Genomic DNA, 24,633 nt, shown 5'->3' with positions numbered 1-24,633 from the left:
CGGCGGGGTGGAGCTGAGCCTGCCCCCGGGCTCAGGCACCCTACTGGAGCTGTACGACCGACTGCATGCGGTCACGGACGGACGCCTCGACCCGCTGGCCGGCGCGGACCTGGCGGAGCTCGGCTACGACGCCGAATACAGCTTTGCGGTACGCGATGGCGCCGCCCAGCGCCTGGGTGCAGTACACGGACGCGCCACCTGGGCCGGCTGGGCCTGCCACCGCGGCGACCTGCTGGTGCTGCGCGGGCCGGCGCTAATCGACGTCGGTGCCGCCGGCAAGGGGTTCCTGGCCGACCTGCTCGCCGACTGGCTGCGAGACGCCGCCTACGAGGAGTACCTGATCGACGCCGGGGGCGATCTGCTGGTGCATTGCGCCGAGCCGGTACGCATCGGGCTGGAGCTTCCCGGGGCGGGCGGGCACCCGGGCGCGCAGGGCAGGGGGGCAGCCCATGAAGCGGGCGGTAGCACCGGGGAGGTGATCGGCGTGGTGGAGCTGACCGACGGGGCCGTGTGCGCCTCGGGGGTCTCCCGCCGCACCTGGGGCCCGGGCCTGCACCACATCCTGGACGCGTACACGGGCCTGCCCGTGGCGGGGACGAGCGCCGTCGTCGCCACCTGGACGGTGGCACGCAGCTGCGCGGAGGCCGACGGGCTGGCCACGGCGCTGTTCGTGGCCGATCCGGCCCGCCTGGCCGCAGCCGGCTTCGACTACGACTTCGCCCTGCTGCGGGCCGACGGCTCCGCGGCTGCCTCCCGCACCTGGCGCGACCTGCCCGCCGAGCTCTTCACCTCCCCTCACCCAGGTCGGTAGACGTTACGTGCCGAGGTCGGTAGGCGTTACGTACCCGGGTCGGCCGTTGGCCGAGGATCGCGCAGCAGGCAGTCGCGCACGGCCGCCACGATCTGCTCGTCAGTGAGCCCGAGTTCCCGCATGCCAGTTACGCAGTACGCCGCCAGCTCGGCGGCGCTGCGCCCGCCCATGGGCGCGGGCGGTGCGACGATCGTGCCGGTGCGCCGATTGGTGCGGACCAGACCGGCCTGCTCGAGCTCCCGGTACGCTCGGGCGACGGTCCCCGGAGCGACCCCGAGGTCCGCCGCAAGCCGACGCACCGAGGGCAGTCTCGCCCCGACGTCGAGGTCCCCCGCAACGATCTGCGCCCGCAACTGGTCCCGGATCTGCTCGAAGGGGGGAGTCTGACCGGAAGCGTCGACTTTCAGCACGCCCGGCCCCCCTGCGCCGACGCCGACAGGTCATAGTCGCGCCACAGCACCAGGGAGGGGTTGCGCACCCGCCGTCCACGCTGCCACGGCACGAGGATCACCGCCCAGCACACGAGCCCCATGAGGAGGGCTGCCAGCCCCAGGAGCGCGGTCAGCTCCATCCCCCGGGCGCGCACCTCCGGGGCGATCAACCAGGTGGCGGAGGTCCCAAGAACAACCAGGGTCGCCAGGAGCCCGGTGCCGACGACCACGTCAAGCACCCCCCGGACGGCGCCCGAGCGCAGCGCATCATCCCAGGCGAGCTCGAGGTCGCTGTGCGCCCGCTGGGGGCGCTCGGCCAGAACCATTGCGAGCCGCAGGCAGAAGACTTCCGCCGCGCACAGGCACACCCCTGCGGCGATGACTGCCGCGGGCACCAGCCACCCGCCATCCGGGCGCAGCGGGGTCAGTGCCCACACCCCCAGGGCGGCGACGCAGGCGAGGGCGGTGGCCAGGACCGATAGGAGCGCCGCACGGCGGTCCCAGCGATCGCAGTACTCCCTCCATGTCGTGGCTCGGGCGCGCGCCACCCGGGGTGCGGTGGGTAGAGGATCGACCGCCTCCCGCATCAGCCCGATGATGGCGCCGGTCGCATGTCCAAGCGCAGTCGCCAGGAGCGTGATCAGCGGCACGAGGTGGGCGGCACCGACCGCCTGCGCCGCCACGGCCACCACGACTCCCACCACCCAGCCACCCCAGCCCCAGGCGATGGCGGCACGCGACCGGAGACGCAGGCGTGAGAGAACCTGTTGCCGAAGGTCGGGCGGCAGCGCGAGCCCCTGTCCGGCCAGGTAGTCCTCTGTGCGTTGATCCCGGCCAGAGCCGGGGCCGTCCCGGAGCGCGCTCGCGGCGGGCAGTTGGAATACGACGGCGGCGACGATTACCCATATGACGAATGCCGACATCTCGACCTCCCACTCGGTGTATCAACACACCCAGTGTGTCAGTACACGGCGAGGGAGTCAACTCGCGCGGGTACGCCCATCGAATCCAAGCCGCTCACGACGCGCGCCCTCAAGGCATCACCATTCCTGATCGCGAAGCCGCGCAGGCGGCCTACCGCGGCCCATGCGCCCCGGGACGAATCATCGGCATACCGATGGCCACCGGCGCCGCGTCCGGCTCGGGCTCCGCGTGGGCCTCACGGCGCCGCCGCTCCCAGGCATCCCCGGCGCGGGTGCGCCGCACCTCGAAAAGGGCGGGGCCGTCGTCCGTCCAGATGCGGTCCCCGGCGCTCCGCACCGAATCGGCCGCGAGCGCACCGCCGGCCCCGGTGCCGCAGCGGGCGGAGTCGGCAATGAGATTGTGGGGGGCGCCGTGCGTCACCCGGACGGTAAGCATGTCGCCGGGCCGCGGGGCACCGGCGGCGTAGTCGTCGGCAGCCAGCCCCACGGGCAGGGCGGCGTGCACCAGGCGGTTGTCGTCGGCGCGGCCGGAGATGCGGGCCGTGGCCTGGTCGCGGCGCCCCTCACCTTCGGCCACGAGGATCTCGACGGTACGCCCCTCCTGGCGCTCGTTCTCCTCCCGGGTAATGCGGCGCACGAGCTCATCCAGCCGGGCGTAGCGCTCCTTGACCACCTCGAGCGGCACCTGGTCGGGCATGCCGGCGGCCGGGGTACCCGGGCGCGGGGAGAACTCGAAGGTGAAGGCGGAGGCGAAGCGGGCCTGCTCGACGACGTCGAGGGTGGCCTGGAAATCCGCCTCGGTCTCCCCGGGGAAGCCGACAATCAGATCGGTGGTGATGGCGGCTTGCGGCATCCGGTCACGCACCCGCTCGAGGATGTCCAGGAACCGGCGGGTGCGGTAGGAGCGTCGCATGGCCCGCAGGACCCGGTCCGAGCCGGACTGCAGCGGCATGTGCAGGCTGGGCATGACCGTGGGCGTGTCGGCCATGGCATCGATGACGTCGTCGGTGAAGGCGGCCGGGTGGGGGCTGGTGAAGCGCACCCGCTCAATGCCATCCACGTTCCCGGCCGCGCGCAGCAGGCCGGCGAAGGCACCGCGCTCACCGAAGCCGACGCCGTAGGAGTTGACGTTCTGACCGAGCAGGGTGACCTCGATGGCACCCTGGGCGGCCACGGCCTCCACCTCCGCCAGCACGTCCCCGGGGCGCCGGTCGCGCTGCTTGCCGCGCAGGGAGGGCACGATGCAGAAGGTGCAGGTGTTGTTACAGCCCACCGCGATGGACACCCAGGCGGCGTAGGCGGATTCGCGGCGCGTGGGCAGGGTGGAGGGGAAGACCTTCAGCGACTCCTCGATCTCGACGGCGGCCTCGGCATTGTGGCGGGCGCGGTCCAGCAGCGCGGGCAGCACGTCGATGTTGTGGGTGCCGAACACGACGTCGACCCACGGGGCCTTCTCAACGATCCCCTCCCCCATCTGCTGGGCGAGGCAGCCGGCCACGGCGATCTGCATGCCGGGCCGCTCCCGCTTGACGGCCGCGAGTTGCCCCAGGTTGCCGAACAGGCGCGTGGCGGCGTTCTCCCGCACGGAGCAGGTGTTGATGATGACGACGTCCGCACCGCCGTCGCCGGCCGCAGTGGCGCGCGCCGCGACCTCAGGAACATCCTCGGCGCGGCGGTAGCCCGCCTGCTCCAGCAGGCCGGCCATGTGCTCGGAGTCGTGGACGTTCATCTGGCAGCCGAGGGTGCGCACGTGGTATGTGCGCGGCAGCAGCTCGCGCACGGGCGTGGGTGCGGGCGCAGGCGCGGCTGCGTGGGGAACACTGGTACGGGGTGTATCGGTGACGGTCATCGCCAGCAGTCTAGAGCCCGCCTCTACCCCATGGGCTTACGTGGGACCTTTCGCCCCGGCAGGCCTTTCGGGTGATTTCCGTAACGTCGTCGCCCACCCGCCGTAACACGCCGGAAACACACCTGGCCCATTGCCGACATGGACTGCGGATGTCATTGCGGTATGAATGCCACACCCACGCCAGTGCCCGGGCACGCTGACCACCGGGAGGCGCTCGTTGAGATCATTGGCCTCAACAAGCACTTTGGCGATCTGCACGTGCTCAAGGACATCAACCTCTCCGTGCACCGGCAGGAGGTGGTCGTAGTCCTGGGGCCGTCCGGATCGGGAAAGTCGACCCTGTGCCGCACCATCAACCGGCTGGAGTCCATCGACTCCGGCATCATTCGCATTGACGGCCAGGAGCTGCCGCAGGAGGGCAAGGACCTGGCCCGGCTACGGGCCGACGTCGGCATGGTCTTCCAGTCCTTCAACCTGTTCGCCAACAAGACCATTCTCGACAACGTCACCCTCGGCCCCATCAAGGTGCGCGGGACCCCCAGGGCCGAGGCCGAGGAGCAGGCGCGCCAGCTGCTGCGGCGGGTGGGCGTGGAGACCCAGGCAGCCAAGTTCCCGGCCCAGCTGTCCGGCGGCCAGCAGCAGCGCGTCGCCATCGCCCGGGCCCTGGCGATGCGCCCTAAGGTGATGCTCTTCGACGAGCCCACCTCCGCCCTGGACCCCGAGATGGTCAAGGAGGTCCTCGATGTCATGACCGAGCTGGCGGCTGAGGGCATGACTATGATCATCGTCACTCACGAGATGGGCTTTGCCCGCCAGGCCGCCGACCGCGTTGTCTTCATGGCTGACGGCGCCATCGTGGAGCAGGCTCCGCCCGACCAGTTCTTCACCAGCCCGCGCACCGACCGGTCCAAGGACTTCCTGTCCAAACTCATCACGCACTAAGCGTGCGGGCGGTCGCCGACGCTACGGCGCGTCACTCGGCTCACCCCAGCGACAACCATTCACACAGGAGGCCGGCATGGCACCCATCCTTCACACTCCTCGTGGCCGACGGCGCCCGCGCACCGGCCCGGGTCTTCGCGCCCGCGCCCTGGCGGCGGTCATCATCGGCCTGGCGGTGGTCATGACGCCGCTGGCGGCCTGCGGTGCCGACTCCGCCGGCTCCGGGCACACCATCCGCATCGGCATCAAGTTCGACCAGCCCGGCATGGGCCTGAAGGACGGCGCACGCTACACCGGCTTCGACGTCGAGATGGGCCGCGCCATAGCGGGCAAGCTCGGCTACACCGAGGACGAGATCACCTGGATCGAGGCCGTCTCCGCCCAGCGCGAGACAATGCTGCAGAACGGGCAGGTGGACATGGTCATCGGCACCTACTCGATCACCGACGCGCGGCGGGAGAAGATCACCTTCGCCGGGCCATACTTCATAGCCGGCCAGGACCTGCTCGTGCGCACCGGCTCCGACATCAACGGGCCCGATGACATGGTCGGGCACATCCTGTGCTCAGTGGAGGGATCAACCTCGGCACAGACCATCCGCGACAACTACTCCTCCGGCTCCGTGCAGCTGTTCCCAGTGCGCTCCTACTCCCAGTGCGTGGAGTTCCTGGCGGCGGGCACGGTGGATGCGGTTACCACCGACAACATCATCCTGGCGGGTTTCGCCGCACAGCCGAACTACACCGGCAAGGTGGAGGTAGTCGGCAACGCCTTCTCCGAGGAGCACTACGGTGTCGGCCTGCCCAAGGACGGCGCCGAGCGCTGCCGCGCGGTCAACCAGGCCATCACCCAGATCATCGCCGAGGGCACCTGGAGCCGGCTCCTGGAGGAATCCGTGGGCACGTCCTTCGATCCCGACACGGCGCTCAACCCGCCTGCGGTCGACGACTCGCTGTGCGAGTAGCCCCGCCCACTCCCGGATCAAGGAAAGGAAGAGTCATTGAGTGAGCTGCTTTCCCAGTACAACATCCTTGGCGCGTTCCTAGTCAATATCGAGCTGACCGTCTTCTCCGCGCTCGGCGCCGCCCTGCTGGGCACGGTCCTAATGATCATGCGGGTCAGCCCCATGGGGTCACTGCGCGGATTCGCCACGGCCTTCACCAACATCGTCATGAATATCCCGCTGACCCTGATCATCCTGGCCTGCTCACTGGGCCTTTACGGGCAGCTCGGCATCGTGGTCTCCGGCCGGTGGGGTGACCAGTGGCTGGCGCGCAACTCCTTCTGGCTGACGGTCATCGGCCTGAGCGTGTACACGGCGACCTTCGTGTGCGAGGCGCTGCGCTCCGGCCTGAACACCGTCCCGCGCGGGCAGGCAGAGGCCGCCCGTGCAATCGGCCTGGGCTTCGGGCAGACCATGAGCTCGATCATCCTGCCGCAGACGCTGCGCGGGGCGGTGGCACCGCTGGGCAACACGCTGATCGCCCTGGCGAAGAACACCACGGTCGCCTCGGCCGCCGGCGTCGCCCAGGCCGCCTCGGTCATGTCCGACATGTTCGAGTTCTCCCCGCAGCACCTGCTGGCGATCTTCGCCATCTTCGCGATCGGCTGGACCATCATCGTCCTACCGATCGGGCTGCTCACAACCTCCCTTTCCCGAAAGCTGGCGGTGGCACGATGAACGACCAGTCGCTCCTATTCGACTTGCCGGGCCCCAAGGCCCTGCGCCGCGAGCGCATCGGCAACGTAATCGGCGTGATCCTCCTGGTGGCGCTGGGGGCGTGGGTGATCGCGGCCCTGGCCGCCAAGGACCAGTTCACAGCCGCGCGGTGGGCGCCCTTCCTGACCGCGTCCGCCTGGACTGACTACTTGCTGCCCGGCCTGTGGGCGACGCTGCGTGCCGCGGCCGTGGCACTGGTGGCCGCCTTCGTCTTCGGTGTTGCCTTCGGCCTGGGGCGGCTCGCGGACGCCCGCCTGGTGCGCTGGCTGAGCACCGTAGTGGTGGAGTTCTTCCGGGCGGTACCAGTCCTGGTGCTCATGCTGTTCTTCTACTTCATGTTCTCCCAGGTCTCCTTCGTCCCCGCGAGCTCGGCGGCCTTCTGGGGCGTAGTGACGGCCCTGACCCTGTACAACGGCTCGGTGGTGGCCGAGCTGGTCCGCTCCGGTATCCACTCCCTGCCCTCCGGCCAGCGGGAGGCGGCCCTGGCGATTGGGCTCACCCCGACGCGCTCGCGCCGACTCATCGAGCTGCCCCAGGCGCTGGTGGCGATGATGCCGGCCATGATCAGCCAGCTGATCGTGGCACTGAAGGACACGGCGCTGGGCTACATCATTACCTACTCCGAGCTGCTGGCCGCGGGCAGCCTGCTGGGCAGCGCGAAGGCGAACCTGATCCCGTCCCTGATCGTGACCGCCGCCATCTTCGTGGTGCTCAACTTCGGGATGTCCTGGTTGGCGCAGCGGCTGGCGGACCGGCTCAGCCGCCGCACCAGCGAGGAGATGACTACGGTCACCGGCATCGCCACCGCGGCGGATGTGGCGGACATTCCCGCCCCGACGACGCCGCAGCAGCCGCGCTGAGCCCGAGCGCTCAGGCGGAGGGGCGGGACTGCTCGCGCCGCCGGGCGAGCCGGGCATCGTGCTCGGCGGCCGCCGCGAAGGCGGCACCGGGCGCGGCCACTGAGCCGAAGCTGGCCAGATCGCGGCGGAAGACGACGGCGGCCAGCCAGTCCATCATGATGCGCACCTTCCGGTTCAAGGTGGGCATGGCGTAGACGTGGTAGCCCCGGTGAGCGGTCCAGGCCAGGAAACCGCGCAGGTTGTGGCCCATGATGCGGGCCACGCCCTTGCCGATACCCAGGGAGGCGACGGTGCCGAGATTCTCGTGCCGGTAGGAGTTCAGCCGGGGCTCGTGAGCGCCGCCGCCCGCCAAGGTGGCCGCCAGGTTCTCAGCCAGTACCTTGGCTTGGCGCACGGCGTGCTGGGCGGTGGGGGCGCAGGTGGCGTCCGGTTCTGCGCTGGTGAGGTCCGGCACGGCCGCGCAGTCACCGGCCCCCCAGGCGCCCTGGACGACGACGCCGTCGCGGGCCACTTGCAACGTGGGCAGGGCGGTCACGCGACCGCGCGCATCGATCGGCAGATCGGAGTCCGCCAGTACCGGGGCTGCCTTCACGCCGGCGGTCCACACGATGGTGTCGGCGTCGAACTCGGTGCCGTCGGAAAGGACCACGTGCCCGTCGACGCAGGAGTTAAGGAAGGTGGACAGCCGCACGTCGATGTCCCGCTCGCGCAGCTGCTGCAGGCCGTAGCCGGACAGCTCCTCGGTCAGCTCCGGCAGGATGCGGCGGGTGCCCTCCACCAGCACGAAGTGCACGTCCTCCTGTGCGATGCTGGGAATCTTGGCGACGACGGCGCGAGCCATGTCCTCCAGCTCGGCAATCGCCTCCACGCCGGCGAATCCTCCGCCGACGAACACGAAGGTCAGCAGGCGCCGACGGCGGTCGTGGTCCCACGTGGAGGCGGCGTCCTCGATACGGGAGAGCACCCGGTTGCGCAGCGCCAGGGCCTCCTCCACCTGCTTGAAGCCGAGGGCCTGCTCCGCCAGGCCGGGAATGGGGAGGGTGCGGGCCTCGGCGCCCAGGGCCAGCACCAGGTGGTCGTAGGCGAGCGGGTACGGCTCTGGGGCCACGAGCGTGGATTCCGGGACCGGGGGCGTGATGGTGATGGTGCGGCTGGCGTGGTCAATGGCGGTGACCGAGCCGGTGAGGATGGTGATGCCGTCCAGGCTGCGGCGGTGGGAGGCGACCACGTGCCGCGGCTGGATGGAGCCTGCGGCGACCTCCGGCAGGAAGGGCTGGTAGGTCATGTACGGGCGCGGGTCGACGACGGCGATCTCGACCTCGTCGGTGTTCAGCCGCCTGCGCAGCGCCCGGGCTACGGTGAAGCCGACGTAGCCGCCACCGGCGATGATCACGCGTGGCGGGCGGTGACGGTCGGCGTCGACGGAGACGGCGGGCACGCGCGGACGGGGCGTGCGGGCGGTGAGGGCGATTGCGGCGCCCGCAGCGGCGAGGCCCGCGGCGCCCATGGCGATGGCGACAGGACGTCTCATAGGGAAAATGTAAGGGTTGCCTTACGTAAGAGGAAATCAATGCCGATGCCGCTCCCCATGATTCACCTCACACCTGCGTCCCCGCGCGCCCCAGGCCAACTTCTGTAACAGCCCGGCACCAGCCGCGTACCGCCCGTGCCACGGCACCAGCCCGCCCCGGTGACACCCAGGGAAATAACGCTTGCGAAAACCGTGACATGCCTGTTTTACTCCCCGTTGTCCCAGACATTGACCCAGGAGCCTTAGTAATGCGACTTCGTAATCTCCCCCGCCGTACGGCCGCACTGGTCGCCGCCTCCGCCCTGGCCGCTGCGGCGGCATGCTCCTCCCCCACGGCGACGCAGGCCGGCTCCTCCGCGGCAGCCTCGCCTAGCCGCACCACCTACGGCACGCAGACCCCTCTGGCGGGTAACTTTGAGGCCTCGGGACTAACCGCCACCACGCTCAGTTTCAAGGCAGAAACGGGCACGGTCTACGCGGACGAGGCAGGTGTTACCTACATCGAACCGCGCACGGACGCCTCCGCGGACCTGACGGTTCGGCGTGCGCTGTGGGACGGTACCGAAGCCTGGTCCACCGCCGTGGCGGTGCCCGACGACGTGGCCGACATGCATCTGCGGCTGAGCGCGGACCCGGGGATCGGCGTCGTCTCGGTGTGGTTCGCCGGACCAGACGAGACGAGTGAGGACGAGATCCTCCTGCGGAACACCGAGGCCATGGCGAATCAGGTCACCTGGCTGGAGCTGGAGACCGGCCGGGCCGCCTCCGAGGATCTGGCGGCGGCGGCATTCGAGTACGCGGGCGTGTCGGTGCGCTCCAATGAGAACTTCGCGGGCGCGATCGTCATGGAGGACGACTCAACGACCTCCGGCGTGCTGTACGTCAACGCCGACCTCTCGTTGACCGGATCGAGCTGGGGTGAGCTGCTCTCAGCCGAGGGCGACTTCCAGCTGAGCGACGTGGCCCAGTGGAATGGCACGCCGCTGTTCACCCTCACCGACAAGCAGGTTGACACCAACAACATCGTGCAGCTCGGCCCCGCCGAGCTGCTGATCGCCGACAGTGACAGCGTTCGGTTCATCCCTGGTCCCACGCACCTGGGGCTGAAGCACAACGAGGACCTGTGGCTGGTGGATGAGACGGGTGCCGTCGTCGAGGTGGACACCAGCGCCTGCGAGCTGGGTGAGAACCACCAGTACCCGACCATCTCCGACACCGCCCTGTATGCAGGCCTCGCTCGCGTCACCCTTGATGATCACTCCTTGGAGTGCCTGGCCGATCTCGCTCCCACTGCGGACGCCAAGATCGCCGGGGAGTTCTCCGACGGCAGCCTGCTGCTCACCTCGACCTTATACGGGGCCGATGTGCAGGGCACCTGGTTGGTTCCGGCGGACCGCTCAGAGGCCGTGAAGCTGGACAACACTTTCAACTTGACTGAGGTGCACTCCGACTACATCGTCCAAATCACCGACGGCGCCGAGGTCACGTTCGTAGACGTCTACGACTACCGTGACCTGACGCTGCCGCAGGAGTGACACCGGGTGTCATCCCTAGCCGAGTTCCGGCAGGGTGCGCGCCTGCACCCAGCGCTGGGCGCACCGTCTAAGTGGGCGCAACTGGCCGCACACCACGCAGCCCCTACCCCCACATAGGCAATACGACCTAGGCGCCCCACTCGGTTTCCGATGCAGCCTCCGGGCTCATGCGCACGGCCCCGGTGCCGGCCCCCTCCTCCGCCAGAGCACGCTCGACGGCACGCGCGGCTACGTCGGCGCCGTACCCCTTGCGGCCCAGTGCGGCCAGGGCGCGGCGCCGACGTACAGCGGGCTCAAGCCCACGGCTGGCAGCTAGTCGCTTGCGCGCCAGCACCAGGGCGGCCGCATCCTCGTCCTCGCCATCGATCTGGGCCAGGGCGGCGTGGATGTGTCCCTCCCCCAGGCCCTTGCGGCGTAGCTCGTCCGCGATAGCGCGCCGGGCGGCTCCCTTCTCCGCAAAGCGGGTACGGGCCAGGCGGGCGGCATAGGCGGCGTCGTCAATCACCCCCGCCGCCTCAAGCCGGTCCAGAACCTCCCGGGCGACGGCGGGGTCGGTCTGCTTACGCTCCAGCAGCAGCGCCAGTGCCGCGCGCGGTGCAGCGGAGCGGTCGAGGCGGCGCAGGACGATATCCCTGGCCACCTCGACCTGCTCGGTGTGCGCATCCGGGGTGAGCCAGGGCATCAGAAGCCGCCGGCGTCCTCACCGAACATGGCGTCGGCCTCCTCGGCCGCAGCCGCCTTCTTCTTGCGTCCGCCCGCCTTGGACGCAGTTGCCGCAGTGCCCTTCCCGCCCGCAGGGGCAGTCTGCGCAGCGGCGGCCTGCTCCGCAGCCTCCTGCTCCGCCTCCTCGCGGGCCTTCCGGCCCGGCTCGCCAATGCCGAGAGCAGCCAGGATCTTGTACTCGATCTCATCGGCGAGCTCAGGATTGTCCTTGAGGAAGGTACGCGCGTTCTCCTTACCCTGGCCGAGCTGGTCGGTGCCGTAGGTGAACCAGGCGCCGGACTTGCGCACAATGCCGTTCTCCACGCCCAGGTCAAGGATGCCGCCCTCCCGGGAGATGCCCTGTCCGTAGAGAATGTCGAACTCGGCCTGCTTGAAGGGCGGAGCCATCTTGTTCTTGACGACCTTCGCCCGGGTGCGGTTGCCAACCGGCTGGTCGCCGTCCTTAAGGGTTTGGATGCGGCGCACGTCGATACGCACGGAGGCGTAGAACTTCAGGGCCTTGCCGCCGGTGGTGGTCTCGGGGTTGCCGAAGAACACGCCGATCTTCTCACGCAGCTGGTTGATGAAGATGGCTGTGGTACCGGTGGCCGACAGGGCACCGGTGATCTTGCGCAGCGCCTGGCTCATCAGCCGCGCCTGCAGGCCGACGTGCGAGTCGCCCATCTCCCCCTCGATCTCAGCCTTGGGCACGAGGGCGGCTACGGAGTCGATGACGATGATGTCCAGTCCGCCGGAGCGGATGAGCATGTCCGCGATCTCCAGGGCCTGCTCGCCCGTATCCGGCTGGGAGACCAGCAGGTTGTCGGTGTCTACGCCCAGAGCTTTGGCGTAGACCGGGTCCAGGGCGTGCTCGGCGTCAATGAAGGCGGCATTGCCGCCGGCCTTCTGCGCGTTGGCGACGGCGTGCAGCGCGACTGTGGTCTTGCCGGACGACTCCGGCCCGTAGATCTCTACTACACGGCCACGCGGTAGTCCACCGATGCCCAGGGCGACGTCGAGTGCGACGGAGCCGGTGGGGATTACCGACACCGGCGGCCGGGAGTCGTCGCCGAGTCGCATGACGGAGCCCTTGCCGAAGGACTTATCGATCTGGGCGAGGGCGGTGGCCAGGGCCTTGGAGCGGTCCTGCGTCTGGGTTGCAGCGGGCATTGGTATTCCTCTGTTCTCGTGCGGCTCTCCGCCGCGGTGGCTACGTCTGGTCCTGGTTGCGGTACCCCTCTCCGGGGCTCACGAGCGACGTTATGCCGGACCACTGACATGTATCACCACCGCTTAACCGTCCCTGTGGACGCGGGGTGCGTCAACGCCGCCTGTGGACAACAGTAGGCGAACAACTGTTCGAATAGCGGCTGCATTCACCGCGTGTCGCGGCGGCGAGCGCGCGGGTCATCGCGGAACACCCAGCGTTCCGCCTCATTGCGATCAGTGTCATCGCACAGGGCGTGCCAGACATCACGCGGCGGCACTCCCGCGTTCAGAGCTTCCACGCTGGTGCGCCCGATGCCGGTCAGGACCAGGTCCTGGGCCAGCGAGCGCCCGTAAACCGAGCCGAACACAGCGTCAACCGCGCGCCAGAACTCCGAGTGCTTCATCTTGCCTCACATCGTGCTTCATGCGTTTCTTCACCGGGGCCGACCGGACCTGGAGCGGTATCGCGGACCGCCCCTTGCCGAGCCGCAGCCCATTTTCCGGTGCCGGTGCCGGGATCCCGCCGCAGGCCACTGCGAGCTCGCCCACACGGACCGCCGTCGGCGGCGTGCCTGCCGGGAAGCCACAACGGCTCACCGGTCCGACGCAGCTGTGCCCGGGCGCTCACCGCCGCAGCGGCAGCACCCGGGCACAGTTCTCTGCTCAGCCTCCGATTGTCTCTGGCCGAGTCAATACAGCCGAGTCGGCTGTCAGCGCAGGGGCATGCCCTGCTGCCGAACAAGCTCATCCGGAATCGTGTCCGGCACGGCCACGCCCTCGGCCACGGCGATGCGGTCGGAAACCTCACGCAGTACCGCAGACAGGGGGGCGTCCAGTGCCTGGCAGATCGCGGCCAGCAGCTCCGAGGAGGCTTCCTTCTGCCCACGCTCCACCTCGGAGAGGTAGCCGAGGGACACGCGGGCCTGCCCGGAGACCTCACGCAGGGTGCGTCCCTGGTGCTGGCGAACCGAGCGGAGTACCTCGCCGATCTCCCGACGCAGGAGGATACTGTCATGCTTACTCGCCGTGTTCTCTACGACGGCGCCGCGCCCCGCCACGGGGGCCTGCCGCATCGGCGCGCGGCCGACCGGGCGCGCGGAGCGGTTGGTGCGGGTGTGAGTCACGTTGTTCATCGTGTGGCACAACCATTCATCTGCCGGTTTCATTCCCGCCTCCGGCGGATCATTCCCCGGCGGCGCTGCCCAGATCCTCGCCGAGAAATCTGGGAGGAACCTGGAGGTCGCGTAAGTGTCCTCGAGGTCCGCCAGGCAAAGCCGTCCCTGCCAGTCCACTCGCCTCCACCAGCGACCGGGTCACGCCGGCGGAGCGGCCTCCAGCAGTGCCCCGGCCAGGGCCAGCACCGCAGTAGTGGTGTTGTCGCGCACGGCGATCCGGTCCCCGGACAGATGAAGCTCGCGCGCAAGCACGCCCCAGGGGGAGGCCACGGCCACATGCACGGTTCCCGCCGGATGCCCATCGGCGTCCCCGGGACCGGCCACACCCGTTGTGGCCAGGCCGAGGTCCGTACCCATGAGCCGTGCCACGCCCACCGCCATCTGCTTGGCGACCTCACCATCCACCGGTCCAGTGGCGGCCAGGCGCTCGGGGTCAACTCCTAAGACCTGCTCCTTGATCCGGGTGGCGTAGGCGACTACGGCGCCGACGACGACGGCGGAGGCCCCGGGAACACTCACCAGTGTTGAGGCCACCTCGCCGCCGGTCAACGACTCGGCCACGGCCAGCGTGAGGTTCTTCGCCTCCGCCTTGGCCAGCAGGAAGCGTGCAGCCTCCACGAGTGTGCCGCGGCTACCGTCCGCCACCGGCTCCCCGGCCGCGCTCCCACCGGCGGGGGCCTGCTCCATCGGCGTCGTCACGCGGATGCCTCCCCTCGAGCGATGCGACTGGCCTGGAGCACGTAATCCACCCCGGTAACCACCGTGACCACCACAGCGGCTCCGATCGCTACGTATGCGAGCGCCGTCAGCGCGTTGGCCGGCGCCTCCGGCAAGAACAGTGCCCAGGGCGTCAGCAGCCCGATAATGCCGGTCATCTGCAGCGTGGTCTTGAGCTTGCCCCCGCGGGAGGCGGCCATGACGGCGCGGCGCAGCATAACGAACCGCAGCAGCGTAATACCTAGCTCGCGCACGATGACGACTACCGTCACCCACCACCACAGGCGCCCGTCCGCGGACAGCAAGACGAAGGCGGACAGGGTCAGTGCCTTGTCGGCGATGGGATCGGCGATCTTCCCGAAGCTGGTGATCAGATTCCGGGAGCGGGCCAGCTGCCCGTCCAGCTTGTCCGTAAGCGCGGCGACTACGAACACCGCCGTCGCGGCCAGCCGAATCGGCTCACCGGGCTGGAGCATGAGCCAGATGAAGACAGGGACCAGTACCAGCCGCAGCACCGTCAGGGCGTTGGCAACATTGAGCAGCGGAGGCGCATCAGCGCCCCGGGCGGCGCCCGCCTCGGTGGGTGTGGTGTTCATCGCCACCAGCCTAGATGATTGGGGCCGGTACAGCCCCTACGACCGACCTCGGCACGTAACGTCTACCGACCTCGGCGAGGGGGCGGTGGGTATCCGCCGGCTGAGTCACCAGGAGGCGCCGCGGCCGGTCAGGCTCCAGGCGTCCTCGGACTCCTCCTCAGCACCCAGGTCCTCCCATGACTCCGACTCGGGGACTCCCCGGTCCGCCTCCAGGGGATCCTCCCCGTAGCGGTCGGACGGCGGCGCAGCAGTGGCGCCGGTATCGGCCTGGCCAACCGCCTCCAGGTCCTCCCCGGTGCCCGCGGCCTCGCCCTGCTCGCTGCCAGGAGCGGCGCCCTCCCCCTTGATCCAGGCGAGCGTCTCCTCCAGCTGCTCGGGCTGCACCAGGACATCGCGGGCCTTGGAGCCCTCGGAGGGGCCTACGACCTCTCGCGTCTCAAGCAGGTCCATGAGCCGGCCGGCCTTGGCGAAGCCGACCCGCAGCTTTCGCTGCAGCATGGAGGTGGAGCCGAACTGGCTGGTGATGATCAGCTCTGCGGCCTGCAGCAGCAGGTCCATGTCATCGCCGATCTCCTCGTCGATCTGCTTCTTGACCTCCGGAACGATCACGTCCTCCCGGTAGTCGGGCTGCAGCTGGCCCTTGACGTGCTCCACTACCGCGCGGATCTCAGACTCGGTGACCCAGGAGCCCTGCACGCGCACGGGGGCGGAGGCGCCGGGACCCAGGTAGAGCGCATCGCCCTGGCCGGTAAGCGTCTCGGCGCCGTTCTGGTCCAGGATGACGCGCGAGTCCAGCTGGGAGGCGGTGGCGAAGGCCAGGCGCGAGGGCACGTTGGACTTGATCAGTCCGGTGACCACCTGGGCGACCGGGCGCTGGGTGGCCAGCACCAGGTGAATGCCGGCGGCGCGAGCCAACTGGGTGATGCGCTGGATGGAGGCCTCGACGTCCTTGGGGGCGGTCATCATCAGGTCCGCCAGCTCGTCGACCACCACCAGCAGGTAGGGGTAGGGGGCGATCACGCGCTGGGAGCCGGGCAGGGGCTGTACCTCGCCGGCACGCACCGCCTTGTTGAAGTCGTCGATGTGCTTGAAGCCGAAGGAGGCCAGGTCGTCGTAGCGGGCGTCCATCTCCCGCACCACCCACTCCAGGGCCTCGGCGGCCTTCTTCGGGGAGGTGATGATCGGGGTGATCAGGTGTGGGATGCCCTCGTAGATGGTCAGCTCCACGCGCTTGGGGTCCACCAGCACCATGCGCACCTCCTCGGGAGTGGCCCGCATCATGATGGAGGTGATCATGGAGTTGACGAAGGAGGACTTTCCCGAGCCGGTCTGGCCGGCCACCAGCAGGTGCGGGGTCTTGGCCAGGTTGGTGACCACGTAGTCGCCCTCGACGTCCTTGCCCAGTCCCACCACCAGCGGGTGCGCCTGCTTCTTGGCGGCCTGGGAGCGCAGCACGTCTCCGAGCTTGACCATCTCCCGGTCGGAGTTGGGAATCTCCACCCCGATGGCGCTCTTGCCCGGGATCGGGGTGAGCAGGCGGATCTCGTCGGAGCCGACCGCGTAGGCGATGTTCTTGGCCTGGCTGGTGACGCGCGAGACGTTCACGCCGCGACCCAGGTGCACCTCGTAACGGGTGACCTGCGGGCCGCGCGTATAGCCGGTGACGGTGGCGTCCACGCCGAACTCCGTGAACACGTCCTGCAGCTTGTTGACGATGGCGTCATTGGCGTCGGTACGGGTGGCATGGCCGTGGCCGGGCTCGAGCAGGGAGTCCTCGGGCAGGCTGTAGGTGGAGCCGTCGGGCAGTTCCATCTGCCCCAGCGCGATCGCATCGGCAAAGTCCGGCTCATCGGCGACGGCGGGAGTCTCCTGCGTGACGGCGTCGGGCTCGGCGGGCGCAGCGGCCGTGCTGGGCGCAGCCGCTTCCGACCTGGCCTTGCCACCACCCTTGGCGCCCCTGCGCGCACGGCGTGCGGGCGCGGGTGCGGCGGCCTCGGAGTCGAGCGGAACATCTACCGGGGGGTCCGGCAGGACGCTGGTCTCGGCATCGCTGGGAACGACGGTGGGAGCCGCATCGCTGCGATCGCTGCGCACCTTGGACCGCTTGCGGCGGCCACTGCCGCGGGGCCGCTCATCGGTCGCGATGGCGCTGCGGAAGGGCTCGTCGCCGTCATATGCGTCCAGCCGCGCCGTGGGGGCGGCATCGGCTGCGTCCGGGCCGGACACGGCCGAGCGCACCCGACTCAGCGTCCGGGTGGCCAGACTGGGGGCCTCGACCGCGGAACCGCGCCGTTCAGCCAGCCACTCCCGGATCTCGGCAACCGTCTTGCCGGATATCACCAGGGCGGAGAAGGCGATCAGCAAGATGAACAGGATCACGGCGCCGATGGCGCTGAACAGGGTGGCCAGGGGGTAGCCGACCACCCAGCCGAGCAGCCCTCCCGCGTTCTCCAGCGCTCCGATGCCGAAATCGAGCGACGGGTTGCCGGAGCACACGTGGATGATGCCCGCCACCCCTGTGAGCACGCCCAGACTGCCGACTCCCACGCGCACGTGTGTGGCATTCATGGCGCGGGCGCGCAGCATGGCCACGCCCAGTCCGGCGAGCAGCACCGGCACGATGATCCCGAGCACTCCCAGGGGGCCCGCGGCGATGTGGTGCAGCACGCCGCCTGCGGCGCCGGAGATGCCGAACCACTCGCGCAATCCGACAACGACGGCTAGCGCCAGTACGACGAACGCCCAGCCTGTGCGGCGATAGCGCCCGCCGGAGGGCTGGGAGGGGGGCGGCAAGGTCTTCGTGCGAGTTTTGGCCATGGTGGTCACCACGCTACCTGCGTGCTCGCGGGGCTATGCGCCTGCCACGCCGGACTATGCGCGCAGGAACGCGTCGATCTCGTCTCGTCGCGGGGCGCGGGCCGGACCGATCCGGCTGACTGCCTCCGCGGCCGCGGCGTTCGCGCGCCTGGCGGCGGAGACCACATCGAGGCCGTCCATGAGGCCCACCACGAGCACACCCGTGTGCGTGTCGCCGGCGCCGGTCGTGTCCACCACGTCACGGGCGAATCCCGGAACCTCGATACGATCGCCGTCGACGGGCCACATCACGCAGCCGTGCACGCCGGTGCGGCGCACGAGCAACCCGTTGGGGCAGGCTCGCCGCAGCGCCTCGGGACTGCCCAGGCGAGCAGTCAGCTGAGTGGTCTCGAAGTGGTTGCCGGTCAGCAGCGTGGTGCGGCGCAGAATCGGCATCAGCACGTGGTCGGGAATCTCCGGCTGCACGGGTCCCAGGTCAATGACCAGGCCGACGCCGTCGGGCAGGGTCAGCAGCCACGAGGTGAGCACATCGCGGCTGGACCGGTGCACCAAGTCGTAGCCGGTGGCGTAGACCCAGTCGCCCGCCTGCAGCTCCAGGCGCTGTAGGTCCTCCAGCTGCGGCTCGGCCTCCACGCCCTCGGTGGTGATGAAGGTGCGCCTGCCGCTGGGCTCGATCAAGGTGGTGCAGGTGCCGATGTCACCCACCAGCTCCTCCACGAGCAGCTCCACGCCGTCGCGCATCATGGTTTCACGCACCTGAGCCGAGTTGGGCCCGGTCCCCAGGGTCGCAGCCAGGGCGGCGGGCAGTCCCTGGCGGGCGACGGCGGACACGACCGTGTAGCCGCCGCCGACCGTCGGCCCGGCGGAAGTGGCGGTCACGGCGCCGCCGGGGGCGGGAATGCGCGCAACGTGCAGGGGCAGGTCGATCAGGACTGATCCGGTGGAGATGAAGCAGGCCGGGCGGCGCATGGCCTTGTGCCCATTGCCCTTGCTGATCAGTCCGCTACGTATCCAGCTCATGCTTCGATTACCACGGGAACGATCATGGGCCGCCGCCGCAGGCGCCGACCGATCCACCGGCCCAGCGTGCGGCGCATGGCCTGCTGGAGGGAGTGGGCATCGGCATTGCCCTTGTCCAGCGCATCGGCCAAGGCGTTGGTGACGTCCGGCAGGACCTCGTCGAATACAGCCGGGTCCTCGGCGACGCCGCGGGCCTGAATGTCCGGCCCGGCCAAGATGGTGCCGGTCGAGGTCTCTACCACGGCGTAGACGGACACGAAGCCCTCCTCGGCGAGGATGCGCCGGTCCTTCAGCTCTGACTCGTCGATCTCGCCGATTGAGGAGCCGTCCACGTAAACGTAGCCGCAGGGCACGGAGCCGGCGATGCGGGCCTTGCCGTCGGCCAGGTCAACCACCACCCCGTCCTCGCACAGCATCACCCGCTTGGGGTCGACGCCGGTCTTGACCGCCAGGGCACCATTGGCCACCAGGTGGCGGATCTCGCCGTGGATCGGCATGACGTTGCGGGGGCCGACGATGTTGTACACGTGCAGCAGCTCCTCGGAGGAGGCGTGGCCGGAGACGTGCACCTTGGCATTGCCCTGGTGGACCACCCGGGCCCCCAGGCGCATGAGCCGGTTGATAACCCGGTTGACGGAGTTCTCATTGCCAGGAATCAGGGAGGAGGCGAAGATGACCGTGTCTCCGGGCTCCACCGTCACCGAGCGGTGCTCGCCGTGCGCCATGCGGGACAGGGCCGCCATGGGCTCGCCCTGGGAACCGGTGACCATCAGCACCCGCTCGTCCGGGGGCAGCGACGCCAGGTCGCGGGCGTTGATGAGCACCCCCTCCGGAACGTTCAGGTAGCCGCGCTCGGCGGCGATCCCCATATTGCGCACCATGGAGCGGCCGATCAGGGCCACGCGGCGACCGTGCAGGGCAGCCGCGTCCAGCACCTGCTGCACCCGGTGGACGTGGCTGGCGAAGGAAGCCACGATGATCTGCTGGTCGGACTCGGCGAAGACACCGTCCAGGACCGGGCCGATCTGATTCTCATGCCCGATCATGCCGGGGACCTCGGCGTTGGTGGAGTCCACGCAGAACAGGTCCACGCCCTCATCGCCGAAACGGGCGAAGGAGCGCAGATCCGTGATGCGCCCGTCGATGGGCAGGGAGTCGATCTTGAAGTCCCCGGTGATCAGCACCGAGCCCGCATCCGTGCGGATCATGGCGGCCATGGCGTCGGGGATGGAGTGGTTCACCGCGACGAATTCAAGGTCGAACGGGCCGTAGCTGACCCGCTCGTGCTCCTCCACTACGCGCAGCACCGGGTGCAGGCGGTGCTCGGAGAGCTTGGCGGAGACGAAGGCCAGGGTCAGGTCCGAGCCGACCAGGGGGATGTCCTCCCTTAGCCGCAGCAGGTAGGGCACACCGCCGATGTGGTCCTCATGCCCGTGGGTCAGCACCATCGCGACGACGTCGTCGAGGCGGTCCTCAATGTAGGTGAAGTCCGGCAGGATGAGGTCGACACCGGGCTGGTCCTCCTCGGGGAACAGCACGCCGCAGTCGACGATAAGCAGCTTGCCGCCGACCTCGAAAACCGTCATGTTGCGCCCGACCTCGCCGAGTCCGCCCAGTGGGACGATGCGCATCGCACCGTCGGAGAGCGGGCCGGGGGCGCTGAGCTTGGGGAAGTTGGTCACGGCGGCGAGTTTAGCCACTCATGCGGTGGGAGCGCGCCGCGCCCAAGCCCACCGCTCCGCCACGCCGCCGGAGATCCCCGGCGACCGACTGCCCGAGACAGCCCTGGGCGCCCCCGCACGCCCAGGGCAAAAACGGAAAAGCCCGGCCGCCAGGGCCGGGCTGGAGACGCGGGCTCACTTGCCGTGGCTCGTACCCCGTACCGGATTTGAACCGGTGCTGCCGCCGTGAGAGGGCGGTGTCCTGGGCCGCTAGACGAACGGGGCTCGGATATTAATTTGTATGAGCCGCCGAGGCCGCACTCATCCGTCAATCGCGACGGCAGTAATACGGCTTATCAGCACTCGGCTGGGGTACCAGGACTCGAACCTAGAATGGATGAACCAGAATCACCTGTGTTGCCAATTACACCATACCCCAAGAGATTGGTGCGCCCGAGCGGCTAGCGCCCCGGCGGCGATCGGTAATTTACACGGCCTCCCCGCGAACGCCAAGTCAGATCATCGTGAGTGCAGCCACACCCGCTCCGACCCGACTCCTGCACGCCCCCGGCAGCGCCCACGTGCATGGGGACCACTCCCCCACCCCGGCGGCTGCGCCTGGAGACGGACCGCTTTAAACTGCCGTCACTCACCGTTACTGTATTTCAAGGTCACAAAGCCGTACACGACTCCCCTCCCGGAGGAAAGATGACTTCTCCCCGTACCCCGCGCCGCCCGTCCGCGCGCCGGGCCACGCGCGCCCTGGCCCTGGCCCTGTGCCTGACCTCCGGCCTCGCCCTGGCCGCCTGTGGCTCAGGCTCCGGCAAAGCCAGCGAGTCGACCGCCGCCTCCGGCGGATCCGGCCTGTCCCTGCGCGCGTCCACTCAAGAGCCCATCCCGACGCTGACGCCCACCCCGACCCCGAGCCCGTCCTCGGGCGTCGGCCTGAGCGCCCGCAGCTCCGAGGCACCGCCCTCCGCCACCCCCCAGCAGACCGAGGAGCCGTGGAGCCCGCCGACGCTGAAGTTCTACAACGAGGACACCTCCGTCTGGTACCAGGACGACTCGGTAGTGAACACCGATGCCGTCTCCAGCAACGGCAACATTGAGGGCTACCGAACCTGGGACAACGCCTGCATCGGCTATGAGACCCGGGACATCTCCGAGCGCATCCACGACCTCGGCCTGGATGACGACACCATGAGCTCCCTGCTGGTTCCGGTGAACGACTCCGTCATCACCGATTACAACGAGACCGGTCGGGAGACCCTGGACCTGGTGCGCGACGACGGCGGCACCATGGAGGGGTACTCGGTGACCTGGACCGGTACCTTCAACTACGACGACGGCACCACCGAGTCCGTCGAGGGCTACAAGTTCGCTCGCGCCGTGGGCAACGCCGGGCTTGACTTCAGCGTGGAGATCATCTGCTCCAGTGGCAGGAACGTCTCCGCGGCCCAGTGGCACACGATCCTGTCGGGTATTCGCATCGAGGGACTCAAGGCAGGCAAGATGAGCAGCTGACGCCGCCGGGCAGGCCGCGCGACGGCGTCAGCCGGTAGCGGGTCAGCCCAAGCGGGCCCGCAGAGCGCGCAGGCGCGTAAGGCAGGAGTCGGCCCCCAGAATCTCCATCGACTCAAACAGCGGTGGGGAGACCTGGCGCCCGGTCACGGCCACGCGCAGGGGCCCGAACGCCAGGCGCGGCTTGATCCCCAGCCCATCGACGATGGCCGCCCGCAGAGCCTCCTCCAGCACCTCGGTGCGCCACGGTCCCGGCAGCGCCTCAAGGGCTGCGATCGCGGCGTCCAGCACCTGCGGGGCGGAGTCCTTCAGCTTCGCCACGGCGCGCTCATCGAGCTCGAGCGCCGCGTCATCCACCAGCAGGAAGCCGAGCATCTCACGGGACTCGCGCAACAGCTGGATGCGCGTCTGGATCAGCGGCGCAGCGGCAGCGAGGATCCTCTGCTCAAGCTCGGGCAGCTCGGCGAAGGTGGTGGCGCTGACCAGGGGGCGGGCCGTCCACTCGGGATCGGCCGGATCCGGGTAGGCGTCGGCGAGGTAGGGCACCAGCCGGTCGCGGAAGTCGTCACCCTCCAGCCGGCGCAGGTGCTCGGCGTTGATGGCCTCGCACTTCTTGGCATCGAAGCGGGCCGGGTTGGGGTTGACATCGGCGATGTCGAAGGCGGCCACCAGCTGCTCGGGGGTGAACACGTCCTCGTCCTTGGACAGGGACCAGCCCAGCAGGGCCAGGTAGTTGAGCAGTCCCTCCGGCGCCATGCCGCGGAAGCGGTGGATGAGCAGGTTGGACTCGGGGTCACGCTTGGACAGCTTCTTGTTCCCCTCCCCCATGACGTAGGGCAGGTGGGCGAACTCTGGTACCCGCTGCGCCCGCCCGATGTCCATAAGGGCGCGGTACAGCACCACCTGCCTGGGGGTGGAGGACAACAGGTCCTCCCCGCGCAGCACGTGGGTGATGCCCATGGCGGCGTCGTCGACGGGGTTGACGAGCGTGTACAGCGGGTCTCCGCCTGCGCGCACCACCACATAGTCAGGCACGGAGCCGGCCTTGAAGGTGACCGGACCGCGCACCAGGTCGTGGAAGGTGATGTCCTCGTCCGGCATGCGCATACGCAGCACGGGCAGGCGCCCCTCGGCCCGAAAGGCGGCCTTCTGCTCCTCGGTCAGGTCGCGGTCGTAACCGTCGTAGCCGAGCTTGGGGTCCTCCCCCCTGGCGCGGTGGCGCGCCTCGATCTCCGCGGGCGTGGAGAAGGACTCATACAGGTACCCGGCCTCCAGCAGCTCCTTGGCGACCTGGTGGTACAGCTCGGTGCGCTGAGACTGGCGGTAGGGGGCGTGGGGGCCGCCCTTGGCAACGCCCTCGTCCCAGTCCAGGCCGAGCCAGCGCAGCGAGTCGAGGATCGCCTCGAAGGACTCCTCGGAGTCGCGGGCAGCGTCGGTGTCCTCAATACGCAGCACGAAGGTACCGCCGGTGTGCCGTGCGTAGGCCCAGTTGAACAGGCAGGTGCGCACCATGCCCACATGCGGGGTGCCGGTGGGCGAGGGGCAGAACCGGACTCGGAGCGGCGTCGAGCCGGGAGCGGGCGGGGTGGGAACCGGTGTGGAGATGTCGTCACTCATGATGGGCCAACCCTAGCCGCCCCCGGCGCTGTTTCCGCATCGGTTCGGCCGTGCCTGCGCGCCACGCTCCGCCTGCCGCGCGCATCAAGGACGACGCCGGGGAACGCTCCCCATGGCGCCACGGGCCGTATGCCGCTAACGTACGTGATGAACCCGTTATTCCACTTCAGGAGCATCCCATGAACACGACGATCCTCCAGACGTCACCCGCCATCCGCCGCGGCGCAGTGACGCTGCTGGCGCTCGGGCTCGCCCTGCCCGGCATTGTCGCCTGCAACGACGAGGCTCCGGTGGCTAGAGCCCCAGAGACCGAGCAGACTCAGGCCGCGCCCGAGCAGTCCTCTACCCCCACCCCCAGTCCGTCGGCAGATGACGCCGAGCCCGGTGTCGGCCTACGCCCGCTGCAGCGGTCCACTGACAGCCCCATCGAGAATGCCGACGACGACTCCACGTACTGGTCATTCCCCCTGCTGTACGACGGCTGGTACCCGGAGACGATCGACGAGGAAGGCCGCAACGAGCTGGACCGGGCGGACGGCAACTGCCTGTACGAGAGTGGCCAGTTCCTCTACGAGGACTCCGAGTACGGCGATACCGCGGAGACCGTGTACCAGGCCGACGCCTGGGTTGAGTACCTTGAGGACGAGTACGGCGACGTCGAGTCCACGCAGACAACCGACACCACCGTCACCGACATGTCGGGCAACCCGGTGGAGATGATCAAGGTTCAGACCAGCTACCGGAACAACGGGCGCGATATCAAGGCGATCACCTGGATGCGCGTCTTCACCACGATCCAGACGCCCACCATGATGTCGCTGCACTACACCTGCATCGCCAACGCCATTGATGAGACCGAGCTTGAGGACATGGTCTCCGACACCCACATCGTCAACCCGGGCCCGGCCAAGATGGAGGACGGCGTGGTTGGGAAGTCCTCCAGCGGCTCCTCAACCGGAAGCGATGACATGGTCTGACCCGCCGGTCCCTGACGCG

General features: G+C 69.2%; 22 protein-coding genes and 2 tRNA genes. 8 read left to right on the top strand and 16 right to left on the bottom strand.

Features of this window, described 5'->3' with window-relative positions; genetic code table 11:
• A partial coding sequence (locus GZ997_RS02195; RefSeq protein WP_162678668.1) for an FAD:protein FMN transferase occupies positions 1-811 on the top strand: 811 nt, incomplete at its 5' end.
• Between the two features lie 26 nt (positions 812-837).
• Here the strand turns inward: GZ997_RS02195 and GZ997_RS02190 are convergent.
• The 3 genes from GZ997_RS02190 to miaB all read right to left on the bottom strand — a co-directional run bounded on the left by GZ997_RS02190 (position 838) and on the right by miaB (position 4,014).
• A complete protein-coding gene (locus GZ997_RS02190) occupies positions 838-1,221 on the bottom strand; it encodes a GntR family transcriptional regulator (RefSeq protein ID WP_162678667.1) in 384 nt (127 codons plus the stop codon).
• Positions 1,215-2,165: a hypothetical protein gene (locus GZ997_RS02185; RefSeq protein ID WP_162678666.1), complete on the bottom strand. Its 951-nt coding sequence runs from the start codon at positions 2,163-2,165 to the stop codon at positions 1,215-1,217. The genes GZ997_RS02190 and GZ997_RS02185 overlap by 7 nt, the downstream gene beginning before the upstream one ends.
• A gap of 151 nt (positions 2,166-2,316) precedes the next feature.
• Positions 2,317-4,014 (bottom strand): tRNA (N6-isopentenyl adenosine(37)-C2)-methylthiotransferase MiaB, encoded by a 1,698-nt coding sequence (gene miaB, locus GZ997_RS02180; protein ID WP_162678665.1) that lies wholly within the window; start codon positions 4,012-4,014, stop codon positions 2,317-2,319.
• A gap of 162 nt (positions 4,015-4,176) precedes the next feature.
• Here miaB and GZ997_RS02175 point away from each other — a divergent pair, with 162 nt between their 5' ends.
• From GZ997_RS02175 to GZ997_RS02160, 4 genes are all read left to right on the top strand, one after another.
• Complete coding sequence (locus tag GZ997_RS02175) at positions 4,177-4,956, top strand: amino acid ABC transporter ATP-binding protein (RefSeq protein WP_162678664.1); 780 nt, start codon at positions 4,177-4,179, stop codon at positions 4,954-4,956.
• Between the two features lie 76 nt (positions 4,957-5,032).
• A complete protein-coding gene (locus GZ997_RS02170; protein WP_162678663.1) occupies positions 5,033-5,920 on the top strand; it encodes a glutamate ABC transporter substrate-binding protein in 888 nt (295 codons plus the stop codon).
• A gap of 36 nt (positions 5,921-5,956) precedes the next feature.
• Positions 5,957-6,637 carry an ABC transporter permease subunit gene (locus tag GZ997_RS02165; RefSeq protein WP_161924468.1) on the top strand — a complete coding sequence of 227 codons (681 nt, stop codon included), beginning with the start codon at positions 5,957-5,959 and terminating at the stop codon, positions 6,635-6,637.
• Complete coding sequence (locus tag GZ997_RS02160; protein ID WP_161924469.1) at positions 6,634-7,536, top strand: amino acid ABC transporter permease; 903 nt, start codon at positions 6,634-6,636, stop codon at positions 7,534-7,536. The genes GZ997_RS02165 and GZ997_RS02160 overlap by 4 nt, the downstream gene beginning before the upstream one ends.
• Positions 7,537-7,546: 10 nt before the next feature.
• On the opposite strand, the gene GZ997_RS02155 is transcribed toward GZ997_RS02160, so the two are convergent.
• Positions 7,547-9,067, bottom strand: a complete 1,521-nt coding sequence (locus tag GZ997_RS02155; RefSeq protein WP_162678662.1) for an NAD(P)/FAD-dependent oxidoreductase — start codon at positions 9,065-9,067, stop codon at positions 7,547-7,549.
• A gap of 248 nt (positions 9,068-9,315) precedes the next feature.
• Between GZ997_RS02155 and GZ997_RS02150 the strand changes: the two genes are divergently transcribed.
• Entirely contained in the window at positions 9,316-10,602 is a 1,287-nt protein-coding gene (locus tag GZ997_RS02150) for a hypothetical protein (protein WP_162678661.1), read from the top strand.
• 127 nt (positions 10,603-10,729) lie between these two features.
• On the opposite strand, the gene GZ997_RS02145 is transcribed toward GZ997_RS02150, so the two are convergent.
• The 11 genes from GZ997_RS02145 to GZ997_RS02095 all read right to left on the bottom strand — a co-directional run bounded on the left by GZ997_RS02145 (position 10,730) and on the right by GZ997_RS02095 (position 20,938).
• Positions 10,730-11,284, bottom strand: coding sequence for a regulatory protein RecX (locus tag GZ997_RS02145; RefSeq protein ID WP_162678660.1), 555 nt, complete (start codon positions 11,282-11,284; stop codon positions 10,730-10,732).
• Positions 11,284-12,474: a recombinase RecA gene (recA, locus tag GZ997_RS02140; RefSeq protein ID WP_161924473.1), complete on the bottom strand. Its 1,191-nt coding sequence runs from the start codon at positions 12,472-12,474 to the stop codon at positions 11,284-11,286. The genes GZ997_RS02145 and recA overlap by 1 nt, the downstream gene beginning before the upstream one ends.
• Positions 12,475-12,680: 206 nt before the next feature.
• Positions 12,681-12,917 (bottom strand): DUF3046 domain-containing protein, encoded by a 237-nt coding sequence (locus tag GZ997_RS02135; protein ID WP_162678659.1) that lies wholly within the window; start codon positions 12,915-12,917, stop codon positions 12,681-12,683.
• A 306-nt stretch (positions 12,918-13,223) separates the two neighbouring features.
• Entirely contained in the window at positions 13,224-13,646 is a 423-nt protein-coding gene (locus GZ997_RS02130) for a helix-turn-helix transcriptional regulator (RefSeq protein WP_202616177.1), read from the bottom strand.
• Positions 13,647-13,826: 180 nt separating this feature from the next.
• A complete protein-coding gene (locus tag GZ997_RS02125) occupies positions 13,827-14,387 on the bottom strand; it encodes a CinA family protein (RefSeq protein ID WP_343212245.1) in 561 nt (186 codons plus the stop codon).
• The gene (gene pgsA, locus GZ997_RS02120; protein WP_161924475.1) at positions 14,384-15,001 is read right to left on the bottom strand and encodes a CDP-diacylglycerol--glycerol-3-phosphate 3-phosphatidyltransferase; all 618 of its coding nucleotides are present in this window, start codon (positions 14,999-15,001) and stop codon (positions 14,384-14,386) included. Before pgsA ends, GZ997_RS02125 begins: the two co-directional genes overlap by 4 nt.
• Positions 15,002-15,106: 105 nt before the next feature.
• The gene (locus GZ997_RS02115) at positions 15,107-17,818 is read right to left on the bottom strand and encodes a DNA translocase FtsK (RefSeq protein ID WP_162678658.1); all 2,712 of its coding nucleotides are present in this window, start codon (positions 17,816-17,818) and stop codon (positions 15,107-15,109) included.
• Positions 17,819-17,872: 54 nt separating this feature from the next.
• Complete coding sequence (locus tag GZ997_RS02110; protein WP_162678696.1) at positions 17,873-18,787, bottom strand: PfkB family carbohydrate kinase; 915 nt, start codon at positions 18,785-18,787, stop codon at positions 17,873-17,875.
• 47 nt (positions 18,788-18,834) lie between these two features.
• The gene (locus GZ997_RS02105; RefSeq protein WP_162678695.1) at positions 18,835-20,469 is read right to left on the bottom strand and encodes a ribonuclease J; all 1,635 of its coding nucleotides are present in this window, start codon (positions 20,467-20,469) and stop codon (positions 18,835-18,837) included.
• 242 nt (positions 20,470-20,711) lie between these two features.
• Positions 20,712-20,784 (bottom strand) — tRNA-Glu (locus tag GZ997_RS02100).
• 82 nt (positions 20,785-20,866) lie between these two features.
• Positions 20,867-20,938 (bottom strand) — tRNA-Gln (locus tag GZ997_RS02095).
• Between the two features lie 269 nt (positions 20,939-21,207).
• Here GZ997_RS02095 and GZ997_RS02090 point away from each other — a divergent pair.
• A complete protein-coding gene (locus GZ997_RS02090) occupies positions 21,208-22,023 on the top strand; it encodes a hypothetical protein (RefSeq protein ID WP_161924477.1) in 816 nt (271 codons plus the stop codon).
• A 42-nt stretch (positions 22,024-22,065) separates the two neighbouring features.
• Here GZ997_RS02090 and gltX read toward each other — a convergent pair whose 3' ends face one another.
• Entirely contained in the window at positions 22,066-23,637 is a 1,572-nt protein-coding gene (gene gltX, locus GZ997_RS02085) for a glutamate--tRNA ligase (protein WP_162678657.1), read from the bottom strand.
• Between the two features lie 179 nt (positions 23,638-23,816).
• Between gltX and GZ997_RS02080 the strand changes: the two genes are divergently transcribed.
• Entirely contained in the window at positions 23,817-24,614 is a 798-nt protein-coding gene (locus tag GZ997_RS02080; RefSeq protein ID WP_162678656.1) for a hypothetical protein, read from the top strand.
• Positions 24,615-24,633: the final 19 nt, after the last annotated feature.

Source organism: Actinomyces sp. 565, assembly GCF_010365615.1.
In the GTDB taxonomy this organism is placed as follows: Bacteria; Actinomycetota; Actinomycetes; order Actinomycetales; family Actinomycetaceae; genus Actinomyces.
Note: the sequence above shows the minus strand (reverse complement) of the source record. Positions and strands in the feature narration are given on the sequence as shown.